This window comes from Bacillus sp. AFS040349, from assembly GCF_002577655.1.
Lineage (GTDB): Bacteria > Bacillota > Bacilli > Bacillales > Bacillaceae > Metabacillus.
On sequence record NZ_NUMC01000029.1, the window covers coordinates 62,395 to 85,917 of the forward strand.

Annotated in this window: 26 protein-coding genes; 1 reads left to right on the forward strand and 25 read right to left on the reverse strand. The window is 35.6% G+C overall.

Translation table 11 applies throughout. The annotated features are described in order from the left end of the window. Positions 1–122 precede the first annotated feature (122 nt). The 25 genes from trpA to COD11_RS07645 form a co-directional block, all read right to left on the reverse strand. The gene (gene trpA, locus COD11_RS07525; protein ID WP_098796145.1) at positions 123–914 is read right to left on the reverse strand and encodes a tryptophan synthase subunit alpha; all 792 of its coding nucleotides are present in this window, start codon (positions 912–914) and stop codon (positions 123–125) included. Then, on the reverse strand, positions 911–2,107 hold the full coding sequence (trpB, locus tag COD11_RS07530; RefSeq protein ID WP_098796146.1) for a tryptophan synthase subunit beta: 1,197 nt from the start codon (positions 2,105–2,107) through the stop codon (positions 911–913). Before trpB ends, trpA begins: the two co-directional genes overlap by 4 nt. Then, on the reverse strand, positions 2,091–2,741 hold the full coding sequence (locus COD11_RS07535; RefSeq protein WP_098796147.1) for a phosphoribosylanthranilate isomerase: 651 nt from the start codon (positions 2,739–2,741) through the stop codon (positions 2,091–2,093). Before COD11_RS07535 ends, trpB begins: the two co-directional genes overlap by 17 nt. Then, a complete protein-coding gene (trpC, locus tag COD11_RS07540; protein WP_098796148.1) occupies positions 2,734–3,498 on the reverse strand; it encodes an indole-3-glycerol phosphate synthase TrpC in 765 nt (254 codons plus the stop codon). Before trpC ends, COD11_RS07535 begins: the two co-directional genes overlap by 8 nt. Beyond that, positions 3,491–4,510, reverse strand: coding sequence for an anthranilate phosphoribosyltransferase (gene trpD, locus COD11_RS07545; RefSeq protein WP_098796149.1), 1,020 nt, complete (start codon positions 4,508–4,510; stop codon positions 3,491–3,493). The genes trpC and trpD overlap by 8 nt, the downstream gene beginning before the upstream one ends. Continuing rightward, positions 4,479–6,020, reverse strand: a complete 1,542-nt coding sequence (trpE, locus tag COD11_RS07550) for an anthranilate synthase component I (RefSeq protein WP_098796150.1) — start codon at positions 6,018–6,020, stop codon at positions 4,479–4,481. The genes trpD and trpE overlap by 32 nt, the downstream gene beginning before the upstream one ends. A gap of 386 nt (positions 6,021–6,406) precedes the next feature. Continuing rightward, complete coding sequence (gene aroH / locus COD11_RS07555) at positions 6,407–6,772, reverse strand: chorismate mutase (RefSeq protein WP_098796151.1); 366 nt, start codon at positions 6,770–6,772, stop codon at positions 6,407–6,409. Continuing rightward, entirely contained in the window at positions 6,765–7,862 is a 1,098-nt protein-coding gene (aroB, locus tag COD11_RS07560; RefSeq protein ID WP_098796152.1) for a 3-dehydroquinate synthase, read from the reverse strand. Before aroB ends, aroH begins: the two co-directional genes overlap by 8 nt. Then, on the reverse strand, positions 7,862–9,034 hold the full coding sequence (gene aroC / locus COD11_RS07565) for a chorismate synthase (RefSeq protein WP_098796153.1): 1,173 nt from the start codon (positions 9,032–9,034) through the stop codon (positions 7,862–7,864). The genes aroB and aroC overlap by 1 nt, the downstream gene beginning before the upstream one ends. Positions 9,035–9,112: 78 nt before the next feature. Beyond that, positions 9,113–9,889, reverse strand: coding sequence for a CheR family methyltransferase (locus COD11_RS07570; protein ID WP_098796154.1), 777 nt, complete (start codon positions 9,887–9,889; stop codon positions 9,113–9,115). Between the two features lie 279 nt (positions 9,890–10,168). Further along, on the reverse strand, positions 10,169–10,615 hold the full coding sequence (ndk, locus tag COD11_RS07575; protein WP_098796155.1) for a nucleoside-diphosphate kinase: 447 nt from the start codon (positions 10,613–10,615) through the stop codon (positions 10,169–10,171). Between the two features lie 110 nt (positions 10,616–10,725). Further along, positions 10,726–11,688 carry a heptaprenyl diphosphate synthase component II gene (hepT, locus tag COD11_RS07580; protein ID WP_098796156.1) on the reverse strand — a complete coding sequence of 321 codons (963 nt, stop codon included), beginning with the start codon at positions 11,686–11,688 and terminating at the stop codon, positions 10,726–10,728. Between the two features lie 141 nt (positions 11,689–11,829). Further along, positions 11,830–12,546 carry a demethylmenaquinone methyltransferase gene (locus COD11_RS07585; protein ID WP_098796157.1) on the reverse strand — a complete coding sequence of 239 codons (717 nt, stop codon included), beginning with the start codon at positions 12,544–12,546 and terminating at the stop codon, positions 11,830–11,832. Between the two features lie 3 nt (positions 12,547–12,549). After that, positions 12,550–13,335 carry a heptaprenyl diphosphate synthase component 1 gene (locus COD11_RS07590; protein ID WP_098796158.1) on the reverse strand — a complete coding sequence of 262 codons (786 nt, stop codon included), beginning with the start codon at positions 13,333–13,335 and terminating at the stop codon, positions 12,550–12,552. A 283-nt stretch (positions 13,336–13,618) separates the two neighbouring features. Further along, positions 13,619–13,843: a trp RNA-binding attenuation protein MtrB gene (gene mtrB, locus COD11_RS07595; protein WP_098796159.1), complete on the reverse strand. Its 225-nt coding sequence runs from the start codon at positions 13,841–13,843 to the stop codon at positions 13,619–13,621. A gap of 100 nt (positions 13,844–13,943) precedes the next feature. Continuing rightward, positions 13,944–14,510 carry a GTP cyclohydrolase I FolE gene (folE, locus tag COD11_RS07600; protein ID WP_098796160.1) on the reverse strand — a complete coding sequence of 189 codons (567 nt, stop codon included), beginning with the start codon at positions 14,508–14,510 and terminating at the stop codon, positions 13,944–13,946. A 169-nt stretch (positions 14,511–14,679) separates the two neighbouring features. After that, positions 14,680–14,958, reverse strand: coding sequence for a non-specific DNA-binding protein Hbs (gene hbs / locus COD11_RS07605; RefSeq protein WP_034332307.1), 279 nt, complete (start codon positions 14,956–14,958; stop codon positions 14,680–14,682). 368 nt (positions 14,959–15,326) lie between these two features. Further along, positions 15,327–16,805, reverse strand: a complete 1,479-nt coding sequence (gene spoIVA / locus COD11_RS07610; RefSeq protein ID WP_098796162.1) for a stage IV sporulation protein A — start codon at positions 16,803–16,805, stop codon at positions 15,327–15,329. A 229-nt stretch (positions 16,806–17,034) separates the two neighbouring features. After that, the gene (locus COD11_RS07615; RefSeq protein ID WP_098796163.1) at positions 17,035–17,757 is read right to left on the reverse strand and encodes a hypothetical protein; all 723 of its coding nucleotides are present in this window, start codon (positions 17,755–17,757) and stop codon (positions 17,035–17,037) included. 26 nt (positions 17,758–17,783) lie between these two features. Beyond that, positions 17,784–17,984 carry a DUF2768 domain-containing protein gene (locus COD11_RS07620; RefSeq protein WP_098796164.1) on the reverse strand — a complete coding sequence of 67 codons (201 nt, stop codon included), beginning with the start codon at positions 17,982–17,984 and terminating at the stop codon, positions 17,784–17,786. Between the two features lie 460 nt (positions 17,985–18,444). Continuing rightward, positions 18,445–19,476: an NAD(P)H-dependent glycerol-3-phosphate dehydrogenase gene (locus tag COD11_RS07625; RefSeq protein ID WP_098796165.1), complete on the reverse strand. Its 1,032-nt coding sequence runs from the start codon at positions 19,474–19,476 to the stop codon at positions 18,445–18,447. A 106-nt stretch (positions 19,477–19,582) separates the two neighbouring features. Beyond that, positions 19,583–20,893 carry a ribosome biogenesis GTPase Der gene (gene der / locus COD11_RS07630; protein ID WP_098796166.1) on the reverse strand — a complete coding sequence of 437 codons (1,311 nt, stop codon included), beginning with the start codon at positions 20,891–20,893 and terminating at the stop codon, positions 19,583–19,585. 408 nt (positions 20,894–21,301) lie between these two features. Further along, the gene (locus tag COD11_RS07635; RefSeq protein WP_098796167.1) at positions 21,302–21,490 is read right to left on the reverse strand and encodes a capping complex subunit for YIEGIA; all 189 of its coding nucleotides are present in this window, start codon (positions 21,488–21,490) and stop codon (positions 21,302–21,304) included. A gap of 1 nt (position 21,491) precedes the next feature. Further along, positions 21,492–22,382: a YIEGIA family protein gene (locus COD11_RS07640; RefSeq protein WP_098796168.1), complete on the reverse strand. Its 891-nt coding sequence runs from the start codon at positions 22,380–22,382 to the stop codon at positions 21,492–21,494. 1 nt (position 22,383) lies between these two features. Next, entirely contained in the window at positions 22,384–22,989 is a 606-nt protein-coding gene (locus tag COD11_RS07645; RefSeq protein ID WP_098796169.1) for a YphA family membrane protein, read from the reverse strand. A gap of 132 nt (positions 22,990–23,121) precedes the next feature. Between COD11_RS07645 and COD11_RS07650 the strand changes: the two genes are divergently transcribed. Continuing rightward, entirely contained in the window at positions 23,122–23,253 is a 132-nt protein-coding gene (locus tag COD11_RS07650) for a YpzI family protein (RefSeq protein WP_098796170.1), read from the forward strand. Positions 23,254–23,523: the final 270 nt, after the last annotated feature.

Consider the following 23,523-nt stretch of genomic DNA (forward strand, 5'->3'; position numbering starts at 1 on the left):
AAATACTAAATTTCTCTTGTATTTATCCATAAGTTTAACTAAGCCATTAATAAGTAAACATTTCTAATGTTTATTATCATAAAGTTTCATTTCATCTAAAGCAATTAAAATTTTGCTTTTCATTAAGAAACAAAGGTACGTGCAAAATTCTTAAATTCTTCTACAGCATCTCTTCGTGAATTCTCATCTAATAAAGAAGGTTGAAGTCGTTCAATTTCTCGAACTAAAGCACTACCAACAACAACTCCATCACACATATGTGCAAGCTGCTCCACCTGTTCCCTTGAAGAAACACCAAACCCTACAGCAACAGGAACTTTACTATGCTTTCTTACTTCCTCTAGAAAGGATGCAATAGAATCATCAAAATTTTTGCGTACTCCTGTAACGCCTAATGATGAAACACAATAAATAAAACCTTCTGCTGCCTCTGCAATCATCTTAATTCTACTAGAAGAAGTTGGAGCTACTAGAGAGATAAATGCAATAGAATACTCCTTACATTTTTCTCGAAGTTCCTCACTTTCTTCAAACGGAATATCTGGAATTAATAAACCGTCTATCGTGTTTTCCCGCAGTAAAGCGAAAAAGGATTCCTGATCTAATTGTAACACAGGATTATAATACGTAAATAGAATTATTGGAATATTCAACCCTTTTTTTCGCATTTCCGGCACGAGTTTGATTGCTTTTACAATATTCATACCATTTTTTAGTGACCGACTTGAGGCCTTCTGAATGACAGGGCCATCTGCAACAGGGTCCGAGTATGGTATCCCTAATTCAATTGCCGATGCTCCAGCTTCTTGTAAGGCAAGGGCTAAATCGATTGTTGCCTCAGAATTTGGATCTCCTGCAGTTATAAATGGAATGAATAATTGATTATTTATAGGTTGCTTAAATAGGGCTGTCATGCTTTTCCAACCTCCTTATAATGAGACATTAATGTGTGGACATCTTTATCTCCCCGACCGGATAAACAAATTAAGATGCTTTCCTCATTACCCATGTTTTTAGCATGTTCGAAAGCTGCTGAAAGGGCATGTGCTGACTCAATTGCTGCTAAAATCCCTTCTTCACGTGCTAAAAATTCTAATGCGTCTAACGCTTCCTGATCTGTCACACTTTCATATTTAACGCGGCCTGTATTAGCTAAGTGTGCATGTTCAGGACCTATTCCAGGATAATCGAGTCCGGCTGAGATGGAATAAGGTTCCGTTATTTGTCCATATTCATCTTGCAGTAGATAAGTTAATGAACCGTGAAGGACACCCCTTGTTCCTTTTGTAATTGTGGCTGCATGCATATCAGTTTCAACACCTTTTCCTGCAGCCTCAACACCTACTAAATCTACGTCTTCAGGTATAAAAGCAGCGAACATTCCAATTGCATTACTTCCACCACCAACACAAGCTATTACTTTAGTTGGTAGACTGCCTTCAATATGATAGAATTGATCCTTTGCTTCATCCCCTATGACCCTTTGAAACTCTCTCACAATATATGGATAAGGATGTGGACCAACCACTGAGCCTATAATGTAAAAATGATCTTCACAATGCTGTACCCAATATCTCATCGCTTCATTTGTAGCATCTTTTAGTGTTTTGTTTCCGCTTGTCACTGGAATTACTTCAGCTCCTAACAGCTGCATCCGAAAAACGTTTAATTCCTGACGGCGTACATCTTCTTCCCCCATAAACACTTTACATTCCATTCCAAATTTAGCCGCAACTGTTGCTGTTGCAACACCATGTTGACCAGCACCCGTTTCAGCAATCACCTTTGTTTTTCCCATTCGCTTTGCCAAAAGAACCTGACCAATGGCGTTATTAATTTTATGAGCTCCCGTATGATTTAAATCCTCACGCTTTAGATATACTTTTGCTCCACCTAATTTTCTTGTTATATTTCCTGCAAAAGTGACCGTTGTTGGTCTGCCAGAATATTCTTTTAATAAATATGAATATTCCTCTAAAAAGCTAGGATCTTGCATTGCTTCTTTATGTGCTTGTTCGATTTCTGCTAATGGACTCATTAAGGTTTCCGGTACAAAGCGACCTCCGAAATCGCCATAACGTCCATTTTTATCAGGATATATGTTCATGTTGTAACACCCTTTCCTCTATCAGTCTAATCTTTTCTTTACTTTTTTTTTGGTCAACTTCAATGCCACTAGATAAATCAATAGCCTGTGGATGATAGTTTAAAAGATTAGAAATATTCTCTTCATTAACACCGCCTGCAATAAAACAAATCTTATTATATTTTGCTGCAAATTCAAGGTAAACAGGTACCGCATCCCAGTCAAAACTAACACCGGTACCTCCCCATTGACCCTTCGTTCTTGAATCTACAACAAATCCATCAACTAACTCTATATACTTTTTCATTTCTTCTAAAGTATGGTCATGATGGTGAAGAGCTTTCCAGATAAAACCTGGATATGTTTCACGGACTTGAGCAATTTGTTCGATCGTCTCATTTCCATGGAATTGAATCACATCAACTGGAACATGTTTTAAAACAGAATGAATTTCTTCTAATGTAGGATTTACGAATACAGCAACGACTTTCTTCTCTGTATTAATTTCTTTTAACCATTGTCCAACCAAATGTGGATTAACTTTTCTTTTACTTTCTGCAAAAATGAATCCAATATATTGAGCAATGGAATCTGAAACTACTTGAAGATCTTCAAGACTTTGGACTCCACAAAATTTCAATGCTAATTTAGACATTAAGACTTTCTCCAAATAATTGTTGTACAGCCAACGTCTGATTTTCTTTTCTCATTAACGACTCTCCTACTAATACGGCTTTAGCTCCGTACTTTTTAACCAAATCTAAGTCTTCCTTCGTATAAATTCCACTCTCACTTACTAGTAATATTTCTTCTGGAATTGAAGAAGCCATTCCTTCTAATTGTTGAATATTTGTTTCAAATGTTTTTAAATTTCGGTTATTTACTCCAAGTATTTTTGGGGTAATAACATGTAAAACTTGCTCTAAGTTATGTTGATCATGCACTTCTACTAAGACATCCAATCCTAACTCATATGAATATTGATAAAGATCTTTTAACAGAGCAGGTTCAAGAGCTTCACTTATTAACAATACCGCATCAGCACCTATTCGTTTCGCTTCATCAATTTGGATAGAATCAATAATAAAGTCTTTTCTCAAAACAGGTAAATTCACGGCTTTTTTAATAGCAGTTAAGTATTCTCGTTTTCCTTGAAAATAAGGAGAATCTGTCAGAACGGATAAACAATCTGCTCCTCCTTTTTCATATGCAAGAGCAATTTCCACAGGATCAAAGTTTTCCTTAATTAACCCCTTTGATGGTGATGCTTTTTTTACTTCAGCAATTAATGCCATATCCCTGTTAGATGTAATTAGGGCCTCAAGAAAAGAGTGATTTGGTAAGCCTTCATCTTCCGGCAGAATCAAATTTTTTACTTCTTCTTTTTTTGTTTCGATAATTTTATCAAGCATAATTTTCCTCCTGCTGATGCTGCAATGATTTTAATTGCTTTAAAGCTGTACCATTTTTAATCGCTTCTTTCGCATATAACACACCCATATCTAATGATTGAACATGATTTGCAACATAAAGTGCTGCACCTGCATTTAAAGCCACAATATTCTCTGCGCTCTCTGGTGCTTCACCTCTAAATATTTTTTCGATAAGCTCTGCACTATCATCTGAATTTTGAACCTGTATCTCATCCATAACCCCTTCTACAAGCCCAACATCAGTTGGATGAAGAACGTATCTGGATATATGTCCATTTTTAAGCTCTACAACATCAGTTTCAGTTGTTATAGATATTTCATCCAAGCCGTCTCGTCCTGTTACGAGTAAAACATGCTCTGCTCCTAACCGTTTTAACGCTTCTGCCATTTTTTCTGCATAATGCGTTGAAAAAACACCAATTATTTGACGTTTTGCATTTGCTGGATTTGATAATGGACCAAGTAGATTGAAAACAGTCCGAAACCCAATTTCTTTGCGTGGATTCACCGCATGCTTCATTGAAGAATGAAACATAGGTGCAAATAAAAAGCTCATGTTTTTTTCGTCTAAGCTTTTTACCGCTTCCTCCTTTGATGTTTGAATATTAACGCCTAGTTTCTCAAGAACATCTGCACTTCCACTTTTAGAAGAAACAGCACGATTGCCATGTTTTGCAACCTTCACCTTTAATGAGGAAGCAACGATTGCTGCTGAAGTTGAGATATTAAAGGTTGAGGAGCCGTCTCCCCCCGTACCACACGTGTCTACAATATCAAAATCATAGTTAATAGAAGACATGTGTTTTTTCATCGATTTTGTAAAGCCAACCAATTCATCAACCGTTTCGCCTCTTAGACGCATAATTGACACTAAACTTGCGATTTGACTAGGTGTTGCATGACCAGACATGATCGAATTCATTACTTCTTCAGCCTGCTCCTCAGACAAAGTATGACCCTCAATACACGTTGCTAGAAGTTCTTTCATCACGTTTCTCCTCCTCAGAAAAGACTTTTTCAGCCAATTGGATTGCTTTTAACATAGCGCTCGCTTTATTACATGTTTCCTTCCATTCAAGTTCAGGTACACTGTCCACAACGATACCTGCCCCAGCTTGAACATATGCTACATTATTTTTGACTGTAATCGTTCGAATCGTAATACAAGAATCTACATTTCCATCAAAACCTACGTAGGCAACACAACCTGCATAACTTCCTCTCGCTGTCGGTTCTAATTCTTGAATAATTTGCATGGCTCGTATTTTCGGGGCTCCTGAAACAGTACCAGCAGGAAACGAAGATAATAATGCATCCATTGGGTGTACTTCTTCTTTTAGTTGAGCCGTAACCTTAGAAATTAGGTGCATCACGTGTGAAAAACGACCAACTTCCATTAACGTAGGAGTATTAACCGTTCCGTAATCAGCAACTCTACCTAAATCATTTCGTGCCAAATCAACCAACATATAATGCTCTGCTCTTTCCTTTTCATCGTTCTTTAATTCTTCTTCGAAAAATAAGTCTTCTTCAACAGTTTTTCCTCTTCTTCTTGTCCCGGCAATTGGATGAATTTCAAGATGTTTATTTTGAATATAAATAAGTCTTTCAGGAGAACTGCCGACAAGCTCTGTGTCATTAATTCGAATATAAAATAAATATGGTGAAGGATTTACGATACGTAAAATTCGGTAAAGTGAAAAACCGTCTGTTGAAATTGGAATTTCAAACCTTTGTGATAGTACTCCTTGAAAAATATCTCCTGCACGAATGTATTCTTTTACCTTCTCAACATCTTCTAAAAACTTGCCTTTTTCATAGTTTGATTGAATTTCATCAAAATTGACATCAAACGAGTCCGAAACTGCTAGTGGTAAATGCTCTGATTGAGGTTTTTGTTTTAGCATGCTTTCAAATTTGTTCAGCTTTGCTTCAGCTAGTTGATACGTAGCCTTTAACCTTGACTCATCTTCGGTACCATTTACTCTTTCGTAGTGAATAAAATAAAGCTGTTTTTCTTGATGATCAAATGCAATAACTGTTTCACAAACAAAAAACATACAATTTTGCTGATTTAAATCATTCGTCTCATGCTTTTTAACTTTTTCAATGATAGAAACTGTATCATATCCAATATATCCTACAGCTCCCCCAACAAAAGGTATCTCTAAATCTGGCAACTTAATGGCTAAATGATCCTGAAGTTGTTTAAAGGTTGTTGTAATGGAATTTGATTTTGATATCGTTTTTCTTTGTTCGTTCAGGATAGAAAACTCTCCGTGGTTTTCTTCTATAAATAAAAATGGATTTAAACCAATAAAAGAATATCTGGACCAGCTAGATTCTGAGTCCTTACTTTCCAGTAAATAAACAGCCTCTTCTTTAAAAAGTTGAAATAATTGAATAGGCGTGAACGTATCCACGATATATTTTTTTACGATGGGGATGGTGCGATAATGCTTGCTATCTTCACAAAAAGTGGAAAAAGAAGAAAAATTCATAGTAACTCACTCCTCCAATATGTTTTGGAGAACGAGTATTTAGGAGGTTATTAAAGGTTGAAGATTATTAAAGCACTTGCCTCTTGACATATATACTTAAACAAGGCTTAGGTGTTGTTAATATTTAACTAACAACATAACCTTTGCAAGCTATATGAATTAAAATAAAAACCCAAAAACACGATGGTTTTTGGGTAGACTTGTGCCTTTACGAAAAAAACCTCAACTAAACTTGACTCATTCTCTGCTACCCTAAACTATTTAACTCTACTCATCTACTTAATCATAATCTTCTACATTATGTTATTATAACTTTCTCTTTACTGTCAAGAATGATATAACACTGTTCCGAATTTTCTAACTACTTTTAAGAGAACCAAATACTGTTAGGACTTTGATAAATCTGGTCTTAACACTGTCGCACCTTCTAAATAAGCATGATAAATTTGTTCTTGCTTTATTGGTGTTTCTACTGTCATCATAATTCTTATGCATTTTTCGAGGCTTCCTGGAACTGGTATTTCTTGCATACACATGACCGGTACATAGACCCAACCTTCAAAATTTCTTAATGCTTTTGCAGGAAATGTTGATATCAAATCATGTGTTACCGTTATAAGGACCTGTGCGACGTTCTCAGGATCTACATTGTTTTTTTGAATCATTTCTTGTAACAGTTTTTCTGTTGCATCAATAACAGTTGGTTCATTATCTTCACCAACTGTTATTGCTCCTCGAATTCCCCTAATCAACGCTCTCCCCCCGTTCCTGCTCTCTCCACTCGTTAAGTAAGCATTGGAGCTCTTCTTTGCTGAAAGTTGCAGAAGTTGTTTCTCCAATACGTTCTAATAAAATCATTTTAATTTGATTAGATTTTGTTTTTTTATCTTTAACCATTTTGGCTATTAATTGCTCGGTTGTATATGAATCAGGGACCTCTACTGGAAAACCAATCGTAGCAAACCATGTTTTCAACTCACGGTATGGTAAGTCAGCTTGTAATAATTTATTACTTAACCAGGTAGCAAATAACATCCCAACTGCTACGCAGTCTCCATGTGAGAGTTTTCCATAGCCAGCCTCTGCCTCAACTGCATGACCTAGAGTATGGCCAAAGTTCAAAATTTCACGTAAACCTAACTCTCTTTCATCTTTTGTTACAACGTCTGCTTTGATTTGAATACCTTCAAGTATCATTCGTTGTAACCTTTCAGTTGTAATGTCTTCTAACTGTTGTATTTCTTTTACCAAAAATTCATAGAAGGATTCACTTTTAATAAGTGAATGTTTAATAACCTCTGCAAATCCAGATCGTAATTCTGTTACAGGAAGACTTTTTAAAAACTTACTATCATATACTACCGCTTTAGGCTGATAAAAAGCCCCAATCATATTTTTTCCTTCAGGATGATTGATTGCCACTTTTCCTCCAACGGCACTATCATGTGCTAGCAATGTTGTAGGTACTTGTATATAAGGAATTCCTCTCATATAGGTTGCTGCAACAAAACCTGTTAAATCACCTACTACTCCTCCACCAAACGCAATAACAACAGATTTACGATCTAATTGCTGCTTTAATGCAAAGGTTTGTACGTCATAAAAAACATCAAAAGACTTAGCCTCTTCCCCGCTATTGATAACATATTTACTGATCGTATAAGTAGGTTTAATCTTGTCTATTAAGAAATCACTATATAAACGATCAACATTTGTATCTGTTACAACAAGTACTTTAGAAGGCTCTAGATTTTTTAGTATCCCTAAGAGTTCATTTATTGCATCTTCACCGACAATAACTGGATAAGTTGAGTCTTGTGTATGGATAACAATTGACTTCATTAGAAATCCCTCGAATATTTTCGCATTTCTTCAACGTTTTCTTTAATAAGATCCATACGATCCAAACCAAACTGTTCAACAATCGCGTTTGCGATCTCCCAAGCAACTACAGCTTCCGCAACAACACTTGCTGCTGGCACAGCACAGCTATCAGAACGTTCAATACTAGCAGTGAAAGGTTCTTTTGTATCAATATCAACACTTTGTAATGGTTTATATAGTGTTGGAATTGGCTTCATAACTCCTCGAACTACAACTGGCATTCCAGTTGTCATTCCGCCTTCAAAACCACCTAATCTATTTGTTCTTCTTGTATATCCTTCTTCCTCATTCCACAGTATCTCATCGTGAACTTGGCTTCCAAACTTCCGAGCAGCTTCAAACCCTATACCAAATTCAACACCTTTAAATGCATTAATGCTCACGATGGCACCTGCAATTTTGCTATCAAGCTTGCGATCATAATGAACATAACTGCCTATTCCAGCAGGTAAGCCCTCAACAACAACTTCAACAATTCCTCCAATAGAATCTCCATTTGCTTTAGCGTTGTCAATTGCTTCCATCATTTTCGTTTCAGCTTCACGGTCATAACATCTAACCGGTGACTCTTCCGTTACTGCTAACAAATCATCAATATCTTGATATTCATTGTTCTCTGCTCTAACTCCACCTATCTCAAGGACGTGACCTACCACTTTAATCCCTAATTCAGCTAGAATTTGTTTAGCTAACGAACCAACAGCCACACGAACTGTTGTTTCACGAGCAGAGGAACGCTCTAAAACATTCCTCATATCTCTATGTCCATATTTCATAGCACCAATTAAATCTGCATGGCCTGGACGAGGACGAGTTATTTGGCGTTTTACCTCTTGCTCTTCTTCTGGAGTTATTGGTTCGGCACCCATAATTTTTGTCCAATGCTTCCAATCTTTATTCTCAACAACAAGGGAGATTGGTGATCCTAGCGCTTTCCCATGTCTTACTCCACCTAAAATTTGAACTTGATCTTTTTCAATTTGCATTCTTCTTCCGCGGCCATACCCTTTTTGTCTTCTTGCTAAATCGATGTTAATAGCTTCCGCAGTTAAATTTAATCCTGATGGAACACCTTCGACTATAGCTGTTAATTGTGGCCCGTGAGATTCACCAGCTGTTAAATATCTCATTTGCTCTCTCTCCCTTCAACGCACTAACGCTTTTAAGTACAAATATATCATAAGTTACTTTAAAAAAATAGCAAGTTTTTACTTCTTTTGATAAAAAAATGTATCTACTGAAGTAAAGTTAAAACGGTCAGCATTAAAAATCTGCTCAGTGCTTCCAACAAAGAAAACCCCTTGAGATTTTAATGCGTTACTAAATTTCATATATAAGCCTTCTTTAGCTTCTTCCGTAAAATAAATTAAAACATTGCGACATACTATTAAGTCAAAATTTGAATCAAAAGAATCTGACAATAAATTTTGCTTTTTAAATTGCACCGTTTTTTTAATATCCTCGTTCACAATATAATTGGTTCCTTCCTGCTTGAAGTGCTTCCGCTTAATATCGTCAGGAACCTCATTTAAGGAACGTTCGGGATAAATTCCAAGCTTAGCTCTTGCAATGACATTTTCGTCAATATCTGTTGCAAGAACCTTTACTTTTGAAAGTGGAATCAATTTAGAAAGAATCATCGCAATTGTATATGGCTCTTCACCTGTGGAGCATGCAGCACTCCAGACTTTCAGATTACTGTTCTTTTCTAATAGTCTGGGAAGAATCTTTTCTTCAAGCACCTGCCATCTTTTATAATTTCGGTAGAATTCTGAAACATTTATTGTCATTCGATCTAAGAACTCAAAGTAAAGCTCGTTTTGCTTACTTATTCCTTCAAAAAACTCTGAGAAGGTTGAAAATCCCCTCTTTTCATAAAGTGAAATCAATCTTCTTTTCATTTGAGCTTCTTTGTAAAGTGAAAGATCAATTCCTGATTTTTTCTTGATGTTTTTAATAAACAGTTCGTAATCTTGATCAACCATGGGCCAACTCTCCTATTACATTTCCTTTTATCCAATAGATGTTTGAAGATCGTTCTAATAAATCAGGGGTTTGTTATATTACCCTGTAATCAACATTATGGGTCTCTATTAAAACTTCTGATTTCAAATACCTTAGAAATAAGAATAATAATTTATAGTATAGCTTAAAATTCAAAGAATTTGCTCAATTTTTATAGAAAAGTGTGGAAACTTGTCAAAATGCGATTTTCTGTCTTAGTGTATATAAAAAGAAGCTGGCATATGCCAGCTTCCATATTATTAATAAATCCAAGTATTTAATGCCTTATCATATTCCACTAGTTCATTGTCTTGGAAAAAAAGTGAGATCTCTCTTTCTGCGCTTTCAGTTGAATCCGAGCCGTGAATGATGTTCTTGCTTACAAACATCGTATAATCTCCTCTTATTGTTCCAGGTTCAGCATCTTTTGGATTTGTTTTTCCCATCATTTTTCTTGATAACTCAATTACATTTTCACCTTGCCAAACCATTGCAAACACTGGTCCGGAAGTTATAAATTGAACTAATTCATCATAAAAGGGTTTTCCTTTATGTTCTCCATAATGCTTCTCAGCAAGTTCAACAGGAATGGTCATTAGTTTTGCACCAACCAATTGAAAGCCCTTTCTTTCGAATCTACCGACAATTTCCCCAATAAGTTGTCGTTGAACCCCATCAGGTTTAACCATTAAAAATGTTTTTTCCATAATAACATCTCCACCCCATAAAAATTTATGTATAGGCTTTCATACCCCAAAAGAATAATATCATGAGAGGTAAAATATTTCAATCATGGGATGGAGAATTTTAGAAAAGATTAAAATTTTCTTTTTCCAATATATTTTGCAATACTTTGTAGAGTCGATCGCGCTCGATTTTTAGGTAATTCGTCTAAAATACGAAATGCCTTATGAAGATATCTTTCACTAACTTGCGCCGATCTCTCTATCACTCCGGAATTTAATATTTTCTCTAGAATTTGCTGTATATCCTCCGGTGTAGTTTTCATTGATATTTTTTCTATATCTCTTTTCATGATTGGGTCTTCAAGTGCAAATAGTACTGGTAGTGTGATATTGCCTTGTAAAAGATCACTTCCTACTGGCTTGCCTAATTCTTCCGCGGTCGAAGTGAAATCTAAAATATCATCGGTAATTTGAAAGGACATCCCAACATAATAGCCGAACCAATAGAGCTTGCGATGTACATCCTCAGAAGCACCTGCCGAAACAGCTCCTAATTGACAACTAACAGCAATTAACAATGCAGTTTTTCTCTTAATACGTCTTAAATAGGTTCTTAGTGTTTGATCAAATTGATACTTGTCTTTTATTTGCTCAATTTCCCCTAAACAAACGTCAACAATGGCTTGAGACAAAATTTTGTGAGCCAATGGATCCTCAATATTTGTCATCACTTCTAATGAACGTGCCAATAAATAATCACCTGTGTACATCGCAATACGATTATCATATCTTGATTTAACAGTTGGTTTGCCCCTTCTTAATTCTGCATCATCTATCACATCATCATGTACGAGAGATGCCATATGTATTGTTTCAAGCGCAACAGCAACATGCTTTACTCGTTGAATGTCATAGTTACCAAACATCGCTGAGAGCAAAACAAAAACAGGACGAATTCGCTTCCCTCCTGCTTGCAGCAACTCCAAATTTGCTTGTCTTAAAAGAGGATACTCTGAAACAGCAGTCTTCTCAAGCTCTTTTTCAATTATTGTTAGATCATTATTTAAAAATGAATACATTGCTTTTAGTTTCATACGTTTTCACCTTAAACCCTGAATTAATGAATTCTCCTTACTTCCACGATATACCATATAAAAAGGAATGACCACTATGTTAAAAGAGCAAGCAATATTACTCACATTTCTTAAAACATAAAAGTGGTCATGCCGTGTATTTTAATTATTTTCTTTTTCCTTGACTCCTATATGCATAGCAGCAACTCCACCGGTAAAAGCTTTGACTTCAACTTGTTTAAAGCCTGCTGTTTGAAACATCTTTGCTAATTCAACCATTCCAGGGAAATCCCGTGCAGATTCTTGTAGCCAAGAATATTCTTTATAGCTTTTAGCAAATATCTTCCCAAACATAGGCATGATATAACGAAAATAAATTGTGAAAAAATGTTTAAAAATCGGTAAGGTAGGTTGGGAAGTTTCTAAACATACTGCTTTTCCACCCGGCTTTAAGACACGATTCATTTCCTCTAGCACTTGCATATAATCTGGTACATTTCTTAAACCAAACCCAATTGTCACAAAGTCAAAAGAATTGTCTTCAAATGGAAGCTTCATCGCATTTCCATGAATCAGGTTTACATTTTGTAAATCAAGGTCCTTGATCTTTTGTTGACCAATTTTAAGCATGTTTTGACTAAAGTCAAGACCGGTAACGCTGCCTTTTGGTCCCACAGCTTCTGAAAGTGCAATGCTCCAATCAGCTGTGCCACAACAAACGTCAAGTGCTTTTTGGCCCGGTTTAACGTTCATCCGTTTCATTGTCTCTTTTCTCCATGCCTTATGGCGCTGAAAGCTTATAACAGAGTTCATTTGATCGTAATTTTGATAGATTTTCTCAAATACTCCATGCACTCTTTCTTCTTTAGACTGATTCATATATTACAAACCTTCTTCCACTGTCTTTTTATCATGTAGTAATGCTTCGTGAAAACGAATTGTATGAAGTCGTTCTATCAACAAAGTTTTTAAAGAAGGAGCCTTTTGAAATCCTTTATCAAGTAGTGATGCAGTTTTCTCGAAGTACATATTACATGCTTCTGTTAAAAAGTGAATAGAAAACGAGGTTTTTTTAACAGAATGATCAAAACCTCCATCTTGTACAAACTGAAATTTCTCATGAGATAGTCTTTTATATGTTAAAAAATGTGTACTGAGCATGTTATAAAAGTCAAGTTTAAAATGATCAGCTACACGTTGAAAAAGACTTGTTTCAACTACTTGAAGACTATTAATAGATGAACTCATTTTTTCTTCATCATGATAATAAAGTCTTATTTTATGTTCATTGATTTCCTTAATAGCTAAGGCTAATGTTCGAACCATCTTAATATCCTTAACTTCTGATAGTAATAAATAATATAGTCCACTAAAATAATCACCTGCAAGAACAGTTAACTGTCTTTGTACAAATTCTCCAGGTTCGATATTAGTCTTTGTCGAAACATCATCATGTGTATCAAGGGCAATCTGAACAAGCATAGCTGTCACTATATAACTTTCTTTTAATTTCTCCGAAAGGTCTATCTCATCAAAAATTGCATAAAAAAGTAGCAATTTATCTTCGTCGATTGTAGGTGAAGGTAAATGTTTTGCTAAATAGGGATGTGAAAGTTTCTCCTCTAGTGCTGTTTTTAATTTTGCTAAATGTACTTCGATGTCCTGCAAATAAATCACCCTTGTCCCCAAAATAACATTCTATCTCTAATTTATTACATGTATTGTTTTCTTAAACTAAACTTTGTACTCGCCTCGTCTAGAAAAGGGGACAATTGCATACTTTTCACTCCACTTTTCTAATTCTGCCTACCAATGTTACTTTATATATTATATATCATTTTTCTAGAAGAAATTTAAGCCTGTACCATTATACCACAATTATAGGCAATTGTTATTTATTGATATGTAATCTTAAACTTCGTTAAACGCAAAGAAAAGCAGGAGAACCTGCTTATTTACGAGAATCACTCTCTATTTCACCAATTCCAGATTGAATTTGTGCTTTACCTCTTATTTTGATTGCCGATGTATGCTCAGTAAATTGCGCAATCATCACTTCACCCTTATCTAGTTTCTCCGAATGATGGAAACGTGTATCAGAACCCCTTGTCAGTCCGATTACATGAACGCCATCTTCAATTGCTTTAATCACAACAAAGTCATTTTTTTGATTCATCCCTGCACCTGCCTATTTACAGAATGTTGTCTTATCTATCATACCATTCCTGTTAAGTAAAACCTATTAATATGTTTTTACTTCCAACCTGTATAGGTACTTATCCTTTTATCAAAGATAGTACCTCTGCTCTTGATGCCTCATCTTTTCGGAATACCCCTCTTACAGCAGACGTAACCGTTTGTGCCCCAGGTTTTTTTATCCCTCTCATTGTCATACACATATGCTCGGCTTCAACAACGACCATTACTCCGTGTGGATCGAGTGATTCATTAATACTATTAGCTATGGTCGATGTAATCCGCTCCTGTAATTGTGGTCGTTTCGCTACTGCCTCTACTGCACGTGCAAGTTTACTCAATCCTGTTACTTTTCCACCTTTAGGTATATATGCTACATGAGCTTTTCCGTAGAAAGGTACGAGGTGGTGTTCACACATTGAATAAAACGGGATATCCTTTACTAATACAAGTTCTTCATGATCTTCCCCAAAAATCGTTTGAAAATGTTCAGATGGATCTTCATTTAACCCGCTAAATACCTCAGCATACATTTTCGCCACTCGCTTTGGTGTATCTATCAAACCCTCGCGATTAGGATCTTCCCCTACCGCTTCAAGAATCAATTTTACAGCGTGTTCAATCTGTTCAAAATTAACTTCACTCATGTTGGGACCTCCTGGACATTCTTTTGTAGAGATTCTAGCATAATCAAAGGATGAAAAGCAAAGTGGATTAACTAAGAGGAATTTGTTTTCTTACAAATGAAAAGCCCCTTAAATAAGGGGCTCTGTGAAGAAAGCTTGTATGTAATAGTAATTACATGACAAATTAAACTTATTTTCCTGCTACTGCATCTTTAAGTGCTTTACCTGGTTTGAAAGCAGGCACCTTGCTTGCAGCAATTTCAATCTCTTCACCAGTTTGTGGGTTACGACCTTTACGAGCCGCACGCTCACGAACTTCAAAGTTACCGAAACCGATAAGTTGTACTTTATCACCGTCTTTTAGTGCATCTAAAATTGTATCGAAAACAGCATCAACTGCTTTAGTTGCGTCTTTTTTAGATAACTCACTAGCTTCTGCTACTGCGTTGATAAGTTCTGTTTTATTCATGCCTTTCACCTCCTCCCAAAGGGATGGAACTCTTATTAGTCTTCATTTCTTCACAGTTTTGATTAATTGTATACATGATATCGTGATATTACTATCAACACGCTTATCTTATACGATTTTTCTACATATTTCAATGATTTTCATCATGAATATTGGTTATTTAGGAAGAATCGACCAATAGAGAAAACAATTTCTTTAAAAAGATTAACACAATCATTCAAGCGAATCAAGCAATTACCGAATAAAAAACCACTTGTATCAAGGATTTACGCTTTTTTTACGAACGTACGTTTTGACACAAGGAGATTTTTGACATTATTTATTTCTAATAAAACAAAAAAAGACCTCTTAGAATAGAGGTCAAATCTTTACAATATGATGGCAATTAATCCGCCAGAGCCTTCATTGATAATTCTTTCTAATGTTTCTTTTAGCTTGTAACGAGCATTTTCAGGCATTAATGATAATTTAGCTTGTATACCTTCTCGTACAATTGAACTTAAACTGCGTCCGAAAATATCCGAATTCCAGATAGAAAGTGGGTTATCTTCAAAGTCTTGCATAAGGTATCGAACAAGTTCTTCTGACTGTTTTTCTGTGCCTATAATTGGCGCAAATTCTGATTCAACATCCACTTTGATCATATGGATGGAAGGTGCAACAGCTTTTAAGCGAACTCCAAATCTAGAACCTTGACGAATAATTTCAGGTTCATCAAGACTCATATCCGCAAGGGCTGGTGCTGCAATACCATAACCAGTTTGCTTCACCATTCGGAGTGCATCAGAAACTTGATCATATTCTGCCTTCGCATAAGCAAAGTCTTGCATTAACTGTAGTAAATGATCCTTACCACGAATTTCAACCCCTACAACTTCTTTAAGGATTTGATCATAAAGATCATCTGGAGCATATAGGTCAATCTCGGCAATTCCTTGCCCCATTTCAATACCAGCCAAGCTTGCTCTATTAATAAAGTCATACTCGCTGAATTGACCTACAACACGGTCTACATCGCGTAACCTCTTAATATCTTTAACTGTATCTTTAACAGCCTCTTGATAGCTTTGTCTTAACCAATGATCCTCTCGTAATACCATAACCCAGCTTGGAAGATTTACATTCACCTCAAGTACAGGGAACTCGTATAGAGATTCTCTAAGTACACTCATGACATCTGTTTCTCTCATGCTTTCAACACTCATTGCGAGGACAGGAATATCATATTTTTCATTTAATTCTTTGCGAAGGGCTTCTGTTTCTGGGTGATGAGGATGAACCGTATTAATAATCATAATAAACGGCTTTCCTACTTCTTTTAACTCTTCAATAACTCTAGCTTCAGCTTCTAAATAGTCATGGCGTGGAATGTCACCGATAGAACCATCTGTCGTAATGACACATCCTAGTGTTGAATGTTCTTGAATTACTTTACGTGTACCAATTTCTGCTGCTTCATGAAAAGGTATTGGCTCTTCATACCACGGAGTGTTGATCATGCGAGGACCATTTTCATCCTCATACCCTTTGGCTCCTGGAACTGTGTAACCTACACAATCTACTAATCTAATATTGACATCAAGCCCCTCATCTACATGAATAGAAACTGCTTGATTCGGGACAAATTTCGGCTCAGTAGTCATAATTGTTTTACCAGCTGCACTTTGTGGTAATTCATCTTGAGCTCTAGCTTTGTCAGATTCATTGTCAATGTTAGGTAGTACGACTAATTCCATGAACTTTTTAATAAAAGTAGATTTACCTGTTCTAACTGCACCAACTACTCCTAAATATATATCGCCACCAGTTCGTTCAGCGATATCCTTGAAAATATCTACTTTTTCCAAGTGATCCCCTCCCGATCATACAATATTGGGATAAAGCTTATCCGTTTTCTTATAGGACACTATATATGTATGACATTGTCCTATTTATTTATGACTTTGTTTCTAAATTTTTTTAGGTATTCTCCAAATTAGTCATTGGTCATAAAAGCGAAAAAAGAAAACCCTTCTTTTAGAGTGTATTCTCCAAAGAAGGGTTCATGACTTATTTTTAAAATTTTTTAAAAAGAATTTATTGGCCATCTGTATCAAAGATCGGTTCCCCAGCATCATTTATTGTATAAGGTAAGGAATAGGCAGGTACAAAAGGTTTCCCGTCTAAAAGAACACCGCGAATATCATCGCCGGGCTTAAAGCTGTGCGTACTATCTTGTAAAGCTTTGGATAAATCGATGCGATAATCCACATAAATTTTTGCCTCTTTATCTATAACTAGAGGTAAATATTCTCCTGAATATGGACTCTCAATCATCGGTGGCTCTTTATACCCTAATTTTTCATAGTTTAATGTATAGATATCATTTGTAATAAGATCTTCAAATGGTGGATATCCGTTCGCTTGACGATAGACATTTAATTTGATCGTCAACTCATGTATCTCCTCAGAAATACGTAAATCAATTAATTTAACAGTAGGATCTTCTTCTACATCCACTAACACATACTGGTAAATCCCACCGCTTTCATAGGCTGTACCAGGTGGCTCAGCCATATATTTAGGTGTTATTGCAGAAAAATCAATAGGATACTTTTGATAAATAGGTGTTGACATATCCTTTGTTTTGATCGGCAGCAACCCACCTGTATCTTGTTGGTATTGATCTACAGACTTCTGCACAGCAGCTATTTGGTCATCATAAGGTACTGTGTTTTTCTGTAATTTCTCTTCCGGGTAAAGACATCCAGATAAAAGGATGCAACCAAAAATCACTAGCAAAATTTTATAGAATTTCATTCTAAATAACATCCTTTTATTAAGTATTATTCCGATACAGGTCCAGTAAAAACAACGAACAAAATAATTAACCCTGCTAGAATCATAAAAAGATAGGCAAAAACTGAAACGATTACTTTAAATATACCTTTTAACTTAAATCGACTTAAATAAATGAGTAAAATTGAGATAAACATAAAAGCCATTGATGCAAATGAAATCCACATCTTCATAAGGGCTACACTCATAAAGACTCCTCCTCATACAAAAAGCTCAGGGAAATATTAAGACTTAAACAATAAAATAAATAATGTCGAACTCCATGGTTGATTATATTATACTTTTAGAGGCTTGTCCAAGGAGGTAAAGTTCATTTAAATACTCTAAGTAAACGTTTAAACAAAAAAGCTGAAGTAAAGAGGGGACGAACTTTACTTCAGCCACAGAACCGACTAAATAGTACCCAAACTATAAGAACAACTCTTATTTGACTACCATGCATTTTATGCGGAAGTATTATGTTTTGTATCATCTAATGCCTAGTTACGCCATTAAACTTTCACTTTAGATAATGTACAGGCTTTTAGGATTAAATTGACAAAAATCATACGATCCACAAACGAAGTAATCATAAACCTTATAGGATATTGTTTCTTTGTTTTTATTTCTTGTTATCATATGCTGATTGATGATTATACGTCACCTAAATTAACGATTCTCCATGATATTTACCAGGTCTTCCATTTCATGAGTTTTAACACGAGCCATTAACGAATCAACCGCTTCTTTTGGAGATTTACCGTTAAATAACACTTCATATAACGCCTCAGTAATTGGCATCTTCACATGGTATTTTTGAGCAAGCTGATAGGCTGCTTTTGTCGTTCTTACCCCTTCAACAACCATCCCCATGTTTTCTAACACTTCGTCCAGGTTATGCCCCTTACCTAAAAGATTACCAGCACGCCAGTTTCTCGAATGAACGCTTGTACACGTTACAATTAAATCTCCAATTCCTGTTAGCCCAGAGAAAGTTAAAGGGTTTCCTCCCATTTTACTACCTAGACGTGCAATTTCGGCCAATCCCCTTGTGATAAGGGCAGCTTTCGCATTATCTCCATAGCCAAGTCCATCTGTAATCCCCGCGGCTAGCGCAATAATATTTTTTAATGCCCCACCAATTTCCACACCGATAATATCTGGATTTGTATAAACACGAAAATTTTGATTAATAAATAGATCTTGTATGTATTCAGCCGCTTTCATATTTTTTGAAGAAGAAGTCACGGTAGTGATATGGCGTTGACTAACTTCCTCTGCATGACTTGGTCCAGATAAGACAACAATATCTCTTAATAGCTGAGATGGCACTTCTTCTTCAATAATTTCTGAAATTCGCAGCAAAGTATCCGGTTCAATTCCTTTACTAACATGAACAAACGTTACGCGTTCTTTTATAACCTTAATTATATCTTTAAGAACTTCACGTATTGCTTTTGTTGGTACGGCTAATATAACAGTCTTTACATCTTTTAAACTTTCTTCAAAATCTGAATAACCAACAATGTTTTCTGGGAGGTCAATACCTGGGAGATACTTTTCATTTCTTCGTGTCGAATTAATTTCGCTTATTAATTCAGGACGATGCCCCCATAACTTTACACGATGTCCATTATCAGAAAGAACGATGGCTAGTGCTGTTCCCCAGCTCCCCGCACCTACTACCGTAATTTGTTCCATGTTATCACACCTTTCAGAACAATTTTAACAAAAAGTAACAGGATTACCTGTTACTTTACCTTTAAAACATTACTAACCCTTGAAGGTAAACAATTAGATTTGGCTATTATTTGCGTTCTCTAGCAAAAATCTTAATAGGTGTACCATCAAATTCAAATGCAGCCCTAATACGGTTTTCTAAAAAGCGTTCGTACGAAAAGTGCATTAATTCCGGATCATTAACGAAAACAACAAAAGTAGGTGGTTTTACAGCTACTTGTGCTGTATAGAATATTTTTAATCGTTTGCCTTTATGAGTTGGAGTTGGATTCATTGCAACAGCATCCATTACCACATCATTTAAAACATTTGTCTGAACCCTTCTTGAGTGATTCTCACTAGCTAGAATAATATGAGGCATTAACGTATGAATTCTCTTTTTAGTTAAAGCTGAAAGGAATACAATTGGAGCATAATCTAAGAACTTAAAGTGATCACGTATATTAACTTCAAATTCCTTCATTGTTTTCTCATCTTTTTCTACAGCATCCCATTTATTCACAACAATTACTACTGCTTTTCCAGCTTCATGAGCATATCCGGCAATATGCTTGTCCTGCTCAATAATTCCTTCTTCTCCATTTATTACGACTAAGATAACATCTGAGCGATCAATTGCTTTTAACGCTCGAAGGACACTATACTTTTCAGTTGTTTCATATACTTTTCCTTTTTTTCGCATACCTGCAGTATCAATGATAACAAATTCTTGTCCTTCATATTTATAAACTGTATCAATCGCATCCCGAGTAGTACCTGCGATGTCACTTACGATAACACGGTCTTCTCCTAAGATCGCGTTAACGAGAGAGGATTTCCCAACATTAGGTCTGCCAATAAGGGAAAATTTTATTGTTGTTTCATCGTAATCGTCAGTCCCTGGACTTTTAAAATGTTTTGCAACTTCGTCTAATAAGTCACCCAAACCTAAACCGTGAGAGCCTGAGATCGGAAATGGCTCTCCAAATCCTAACGAATAAAAATCATAAATATTTGCACGCATTTCAGGATTATCTACCTTGTTAACCGCCAATACAACCGGTTTATTGGATCGGTATAAAATTTTAGCTACTTCTTCATCAGCAGCCGTAACCCCTTCACGAACATTCGTTAAAAACACAATAACATCAGCTTCATCGATAGCTATTTCTGCTTGATGACGGATTTGCTCTAAGAAAGGCTCGTCCCCAATATCTATTCCACCCGTATCAATAATATTAAATTGATAAGTCAACCATTCCCCAGAACTATATATTCTGTCCCTAGTAACACCTGGGATATCTTCGACAATAGACACACGCTCTCCTACAATACGATTAAAGATTGTTGACTTACCTACATTCGGTCTTCCAACTATTGCTATAACTGGTTTTGCCATTAGTTACACCATCCTGACTTATATAAACTCAATTTTTTATCATAAGAGTTACAATTATGGTAATGTTCATATCAAACCCGTTTCATAATACACCACTTTCTTGGACAATTCCCAAAAAAAGCAAAAAGAAAGCAACGATTATAAAAGGCTAGTTAGACATCTTGTTACAAACGTATACGAAAAATTTCTACAAACGTTTCGGTCCATTATCTGATACCACCATTCATTTTCTGATAGTGTGATAAAATTGGACTTAAAGTTAAGCTCATATATGTATTCATTAGCCTATATGGCTAAATATAAACTACCACAAAATACTAAAATAAAATCTCTTATAAAAGAAACCCTTCTGCTTTTAAAGAAGGGCTTAACTTTTATATATTATCAGACATTACTTCATTTCACAACTTAGTGTTTAACAACGACAAACATGTCTTCTCCGATACCATGTGCAATTCCATCTAATATTGCTTCTAAATTTTTGGCGTAAAAGTGCATTTCTTCCTGTGTTTTACAAATAAAAATTGCGGTTCCACCAGCTGCTTTTGTTTTATCAGTTGTAATAATAGCCAATATGTATTTTTCAAGTGCACTCAATTTATTCCCCTCCTTGACGGTTCGCCTTCGCTTCAGATGGCATTCTTATTGCATTTTCAAGGGTCGGTGTATCTCCAATCACTTGTATGGCTTTGTCAACATCTCGATCTTGAGGTAAAACAAACACCCCAAGGCGTCCGTCATCTAAATCTCTTTTAGCTAAGGGCACAAGTGCAGGCTCTCCGGAATCACGAACAACTCCTAATGCAGTGGACACATCATGAAGAATGGCTTGTCGTTGCCCCAAGTTAGCAATGGTTGTTTTTGAGTTGGCATTCTTAGGTGTTAATATAAACCCCATTCCATATTTAAGGATAGCCTGTTGCTTGTCAGGAATACCTATGTTCATAATATAAATATTGTCAACATATAGTCCAGCACCTTCAAAATGAGGTTCTACAAATTTTATGTCTACAAGATCTTTTATTCTACTTCCGGACATGAGTTTACGACAAGCAATGAAGCAAATAATTCCAACAATAATAGCGACATAAATATTAAGGACCAAGTAAGCAAAAGTAGTTAAAAGTGAAGTAAATATGACAAGATAATTTCTGCTTTCAAAAGCAATGGCAATTCCTTCTATATATGTATTCCCTCTAGGGACAAGTTCATAGCCATCTAAAACAGTTAGTGTATTTCTTTCCATATTCCTTACATCTCTAAATTGAGAAGCAGCTAAAGTAAGAAACGTAATCGCTGTAAAATCTTCTTCCATAATCGAAGGAACAGCAACTGTCCCTAAGCCAGCTGCAATAAAGCCAAGGGCAACATGGATGATTTTCCCATGCAAGTAAGTGGGGTATTGTCTATAATCAGTTTTAAGCATATGAAGTCTGGTTAGTACTCCAACAACAACTCCAAAAAGCACTGGTATCGTATATTCACTCATATTATCCCTGCTTCTCCTTTGTTTGTTTTTGAAATCTGTGTAGTGATTGTTCTACTAATAATGTAAACTGTTGCAAAATGGTCCATAAGTAAATCATTGCACAACCAATTACTATCATATCTAAAAAGGCAGCAGTACCAAATGTTAACTGATCATGGAATTTACTCATAATCAACCAATATAAAAACTCCCCTTGAGTAACTGAAATCAAATAAAATGTAAATCTTTGGGAAGGATCCTTGCCCAAGTAAATAGCAAGTAAGCTGACAATCAGACTTACAATTATGCGGTAATCGAATATAAACCAAACAGGATCATAAATGTGAAATAACATGATACCTGCGTATGCAAATGTTAATGTTAAATTGGTCAAATAAAAAGTAACTAGTTTGCGTTTATTTTTCACAGCTAAATAATACCCTAATAACAAAAACATGATTAATGAACAATTGATATAAAATGTAGATACAACCAGAAAAACCTTACTTATTAATATTGTAACTAATAGGAAAAACGCCAATTTCACTCGACTTTTGTTTTTTCTCATTATGAAAGTGACCACAACCCACCCTAACCACATAAACCAGTAAAAAATGATTCCTTCCATCTCACTCCTCCTACTATTCCCATTATGTCTATTTCCAATTAGCTTTAATCGAAAATTAGTAAAAAATAGTACTTATGATTAACATGAAAAAGACAAAAGTTAAGGTATACCTTATATAGGGAGGTTATGTAAATGGGAAAAGATCGACAAGAAAAGAAATTAAGAAAAAGTCAACGTGTTGAGTCAGATCGTGATCAATCTTTAACTTATCCTGGTGCAACAAGAGTAGAGGGACCAGAAGCCGCAAGAGAAAGAAACAAATAATTAGAAAAACTTATACTTTTTGATAGTAGAGTAAGAAACTGATTTCGAGGGGATAGCTTACGCTATCTCTTTTACTTTCAGTTTCTCCTCATCAAACCGTACGTGAGGTTTTCCCTCATACGGCTTTCCGACGTTCTTCTTTCTTTGGCTTTACGGTTTCTAACGAGCCAATTTCACTAAAATATGTTCAACTTCTTTACTTACGTCCTTTAAGTTTCCATGTTTCTTACGATTATTTCTCTTCTTGTTGTAAAACAAAGTGAGACGTTC

What these genes read in the sequence shown, in the direction of transcription:
- folE (WP_098796160.1), bottom strand. Translation starts at nt 14,510, where the DNA reads ATGAGTGAAGTTAATTTTGAACAGATTGAACACGCTGTAAAATTGATT.
- aroB (WP_098796152.1), bottom strand. Translation starts at nt 7,862, where the DNA reads ATGAAGTCAATTGTTATCCATACACAAGACTCAACTTATCCAGTTATT.
- COD11_RS07650 (WP_098796170.1), top strand. Translation starts at nt 23,122, where the DNA reads ATGGGAAAAGATCGACAAGAAAAGAAATTAAGAAAAAGTCAACGTGTT.
- COD11_RS07645 (WP_098796169.1), bottom strand. Translation starts at nt 22,989, where the DNA reads ATGGAAGGAATCATTTTTTACTGGTTTATGTGGTTAGGGTGGGTTGTG.
- COD11_RS07570 (WP_098796154.1), bottom strand. Translation starts at nt 9,889, where the DNA reads ATGGTTGATCAAGATTACGAACTGTTTATTAAAAACATCAAGAAAAAA.
- hepT (WP_098796156.1), bottom strand. Translation starts at nt 11,688, where the DNA reads ATGAAACTAAAAGCAATGTATTCATTTTTAAATAATGATCTAACAATA.
- COD11_RS07625 (WP_098796165.1), bottom strand. Translation starts at nt 19,476, where the DNA reads ATGGAACAAATTACGGTAGTAGGTGCGGGGAGCTGGGGAACAGCACTA.
- COD11_RS07615 (WP_098796163.1), bottom strand. Translation starts at nt 17,757, where the DNA reads ATGAAATTCTATAAAATTTTGCTAGTGATTTTTGGTTGCATCCTTTTA.
- COD11_RS07585 (WP_098796157.1), bottom strand. Translation starts at nt 12,546, where the DNA reads ATGAATCAGTCTAAAGAAGAAAGAGTGCATGGAGTATTTGAGAAAATC.
- trpC (WP_098796148.1), bottom strand. Translation starts at nt 3,498, where the DNA reads ATGCTTGATAAAATTATCGAAACAAAAAAAGAAGAAGTAAAAAATTTG.
- trpA (WP_098796145.1), bottom strand. Translation starts at nt 914, where the DNA reads ATGACAGCCCTATTTAAGCAACCTATAAATAATCAATTATTCATTCCA.
- trpE (WP_098796150.1), bottom strand. Translation starts at nt 6,020, where the DNA reads ATGAATTTTTCTTCTTTTTCCACTTTTTGTGAAGATAGCAAGCATTAT.
- aroC (WP_098796153.1), bottom strand. Translation starts at nt 9,034, where the DNA reads ATGAGATATTTAACAGCTGGTGAATCTCACGGGCCACAATTAACAGCT.
- trpB (WP_098796146.1), bottom strand. Translation starts at nt 2,107, where the DNA reads ATGAACATATATCCTGATAAAAATGGACGTTATGGCGATTTCGGAGGT.
- COD11_RS07640 (WP_098796168.1), bottom strand. Translation starts at nt 22,382, where the DNA reads ATGAGTGAATATACGATACCAGTGCTTTTTGGAGTTGTTGTTGGAGTA.
- ndk (WP_098796155.1), bottom strand. Translation starts at nt 10,615, where the DNA reads ATGGAAAAAACATTTTTAATGGTTAAACCTGATGGGGTTCAACGACAA.
- der (WP_098796166.1), bottom strand. Translation starts at nt 20,893, where the DNA reads ATGGCAAAACCAGTTATAGCAATAGTTGGAAGACCGAATGTAGGTAAG.
- hbs (WP_034332307.1), bottom strand. Translation starts at nt 14,958, where the DNA reads ATGAATAAAACAGAACTTATCAACGCAGTAGCAGAAGCTAGTGAGTTA.
- COD11_RS07535 (WP_098796147.1), bottom strand. Translation starts at nt 2,741, where the DNA reads ATGTCTAAATTAGCATTGAAATTTTGTGGAGTCCAAAGTCTTGAAGAT.
- COD11_RS07620 (WP_098796164.1), bottom strand. Translation starts at nt 17,984, where the DNA reads ATGAGTGTAGCCCTTATGAAGATGTGGATTTCATTTGCATCAATGGCT.
- mtrB (WP_098796159.1), bottom strand. Translation starts at nt 13,843, where the DNA reads ATGAATCAAAAAAATGACTTTGTTGTGATTAAAGCAATTGAAGATGGC.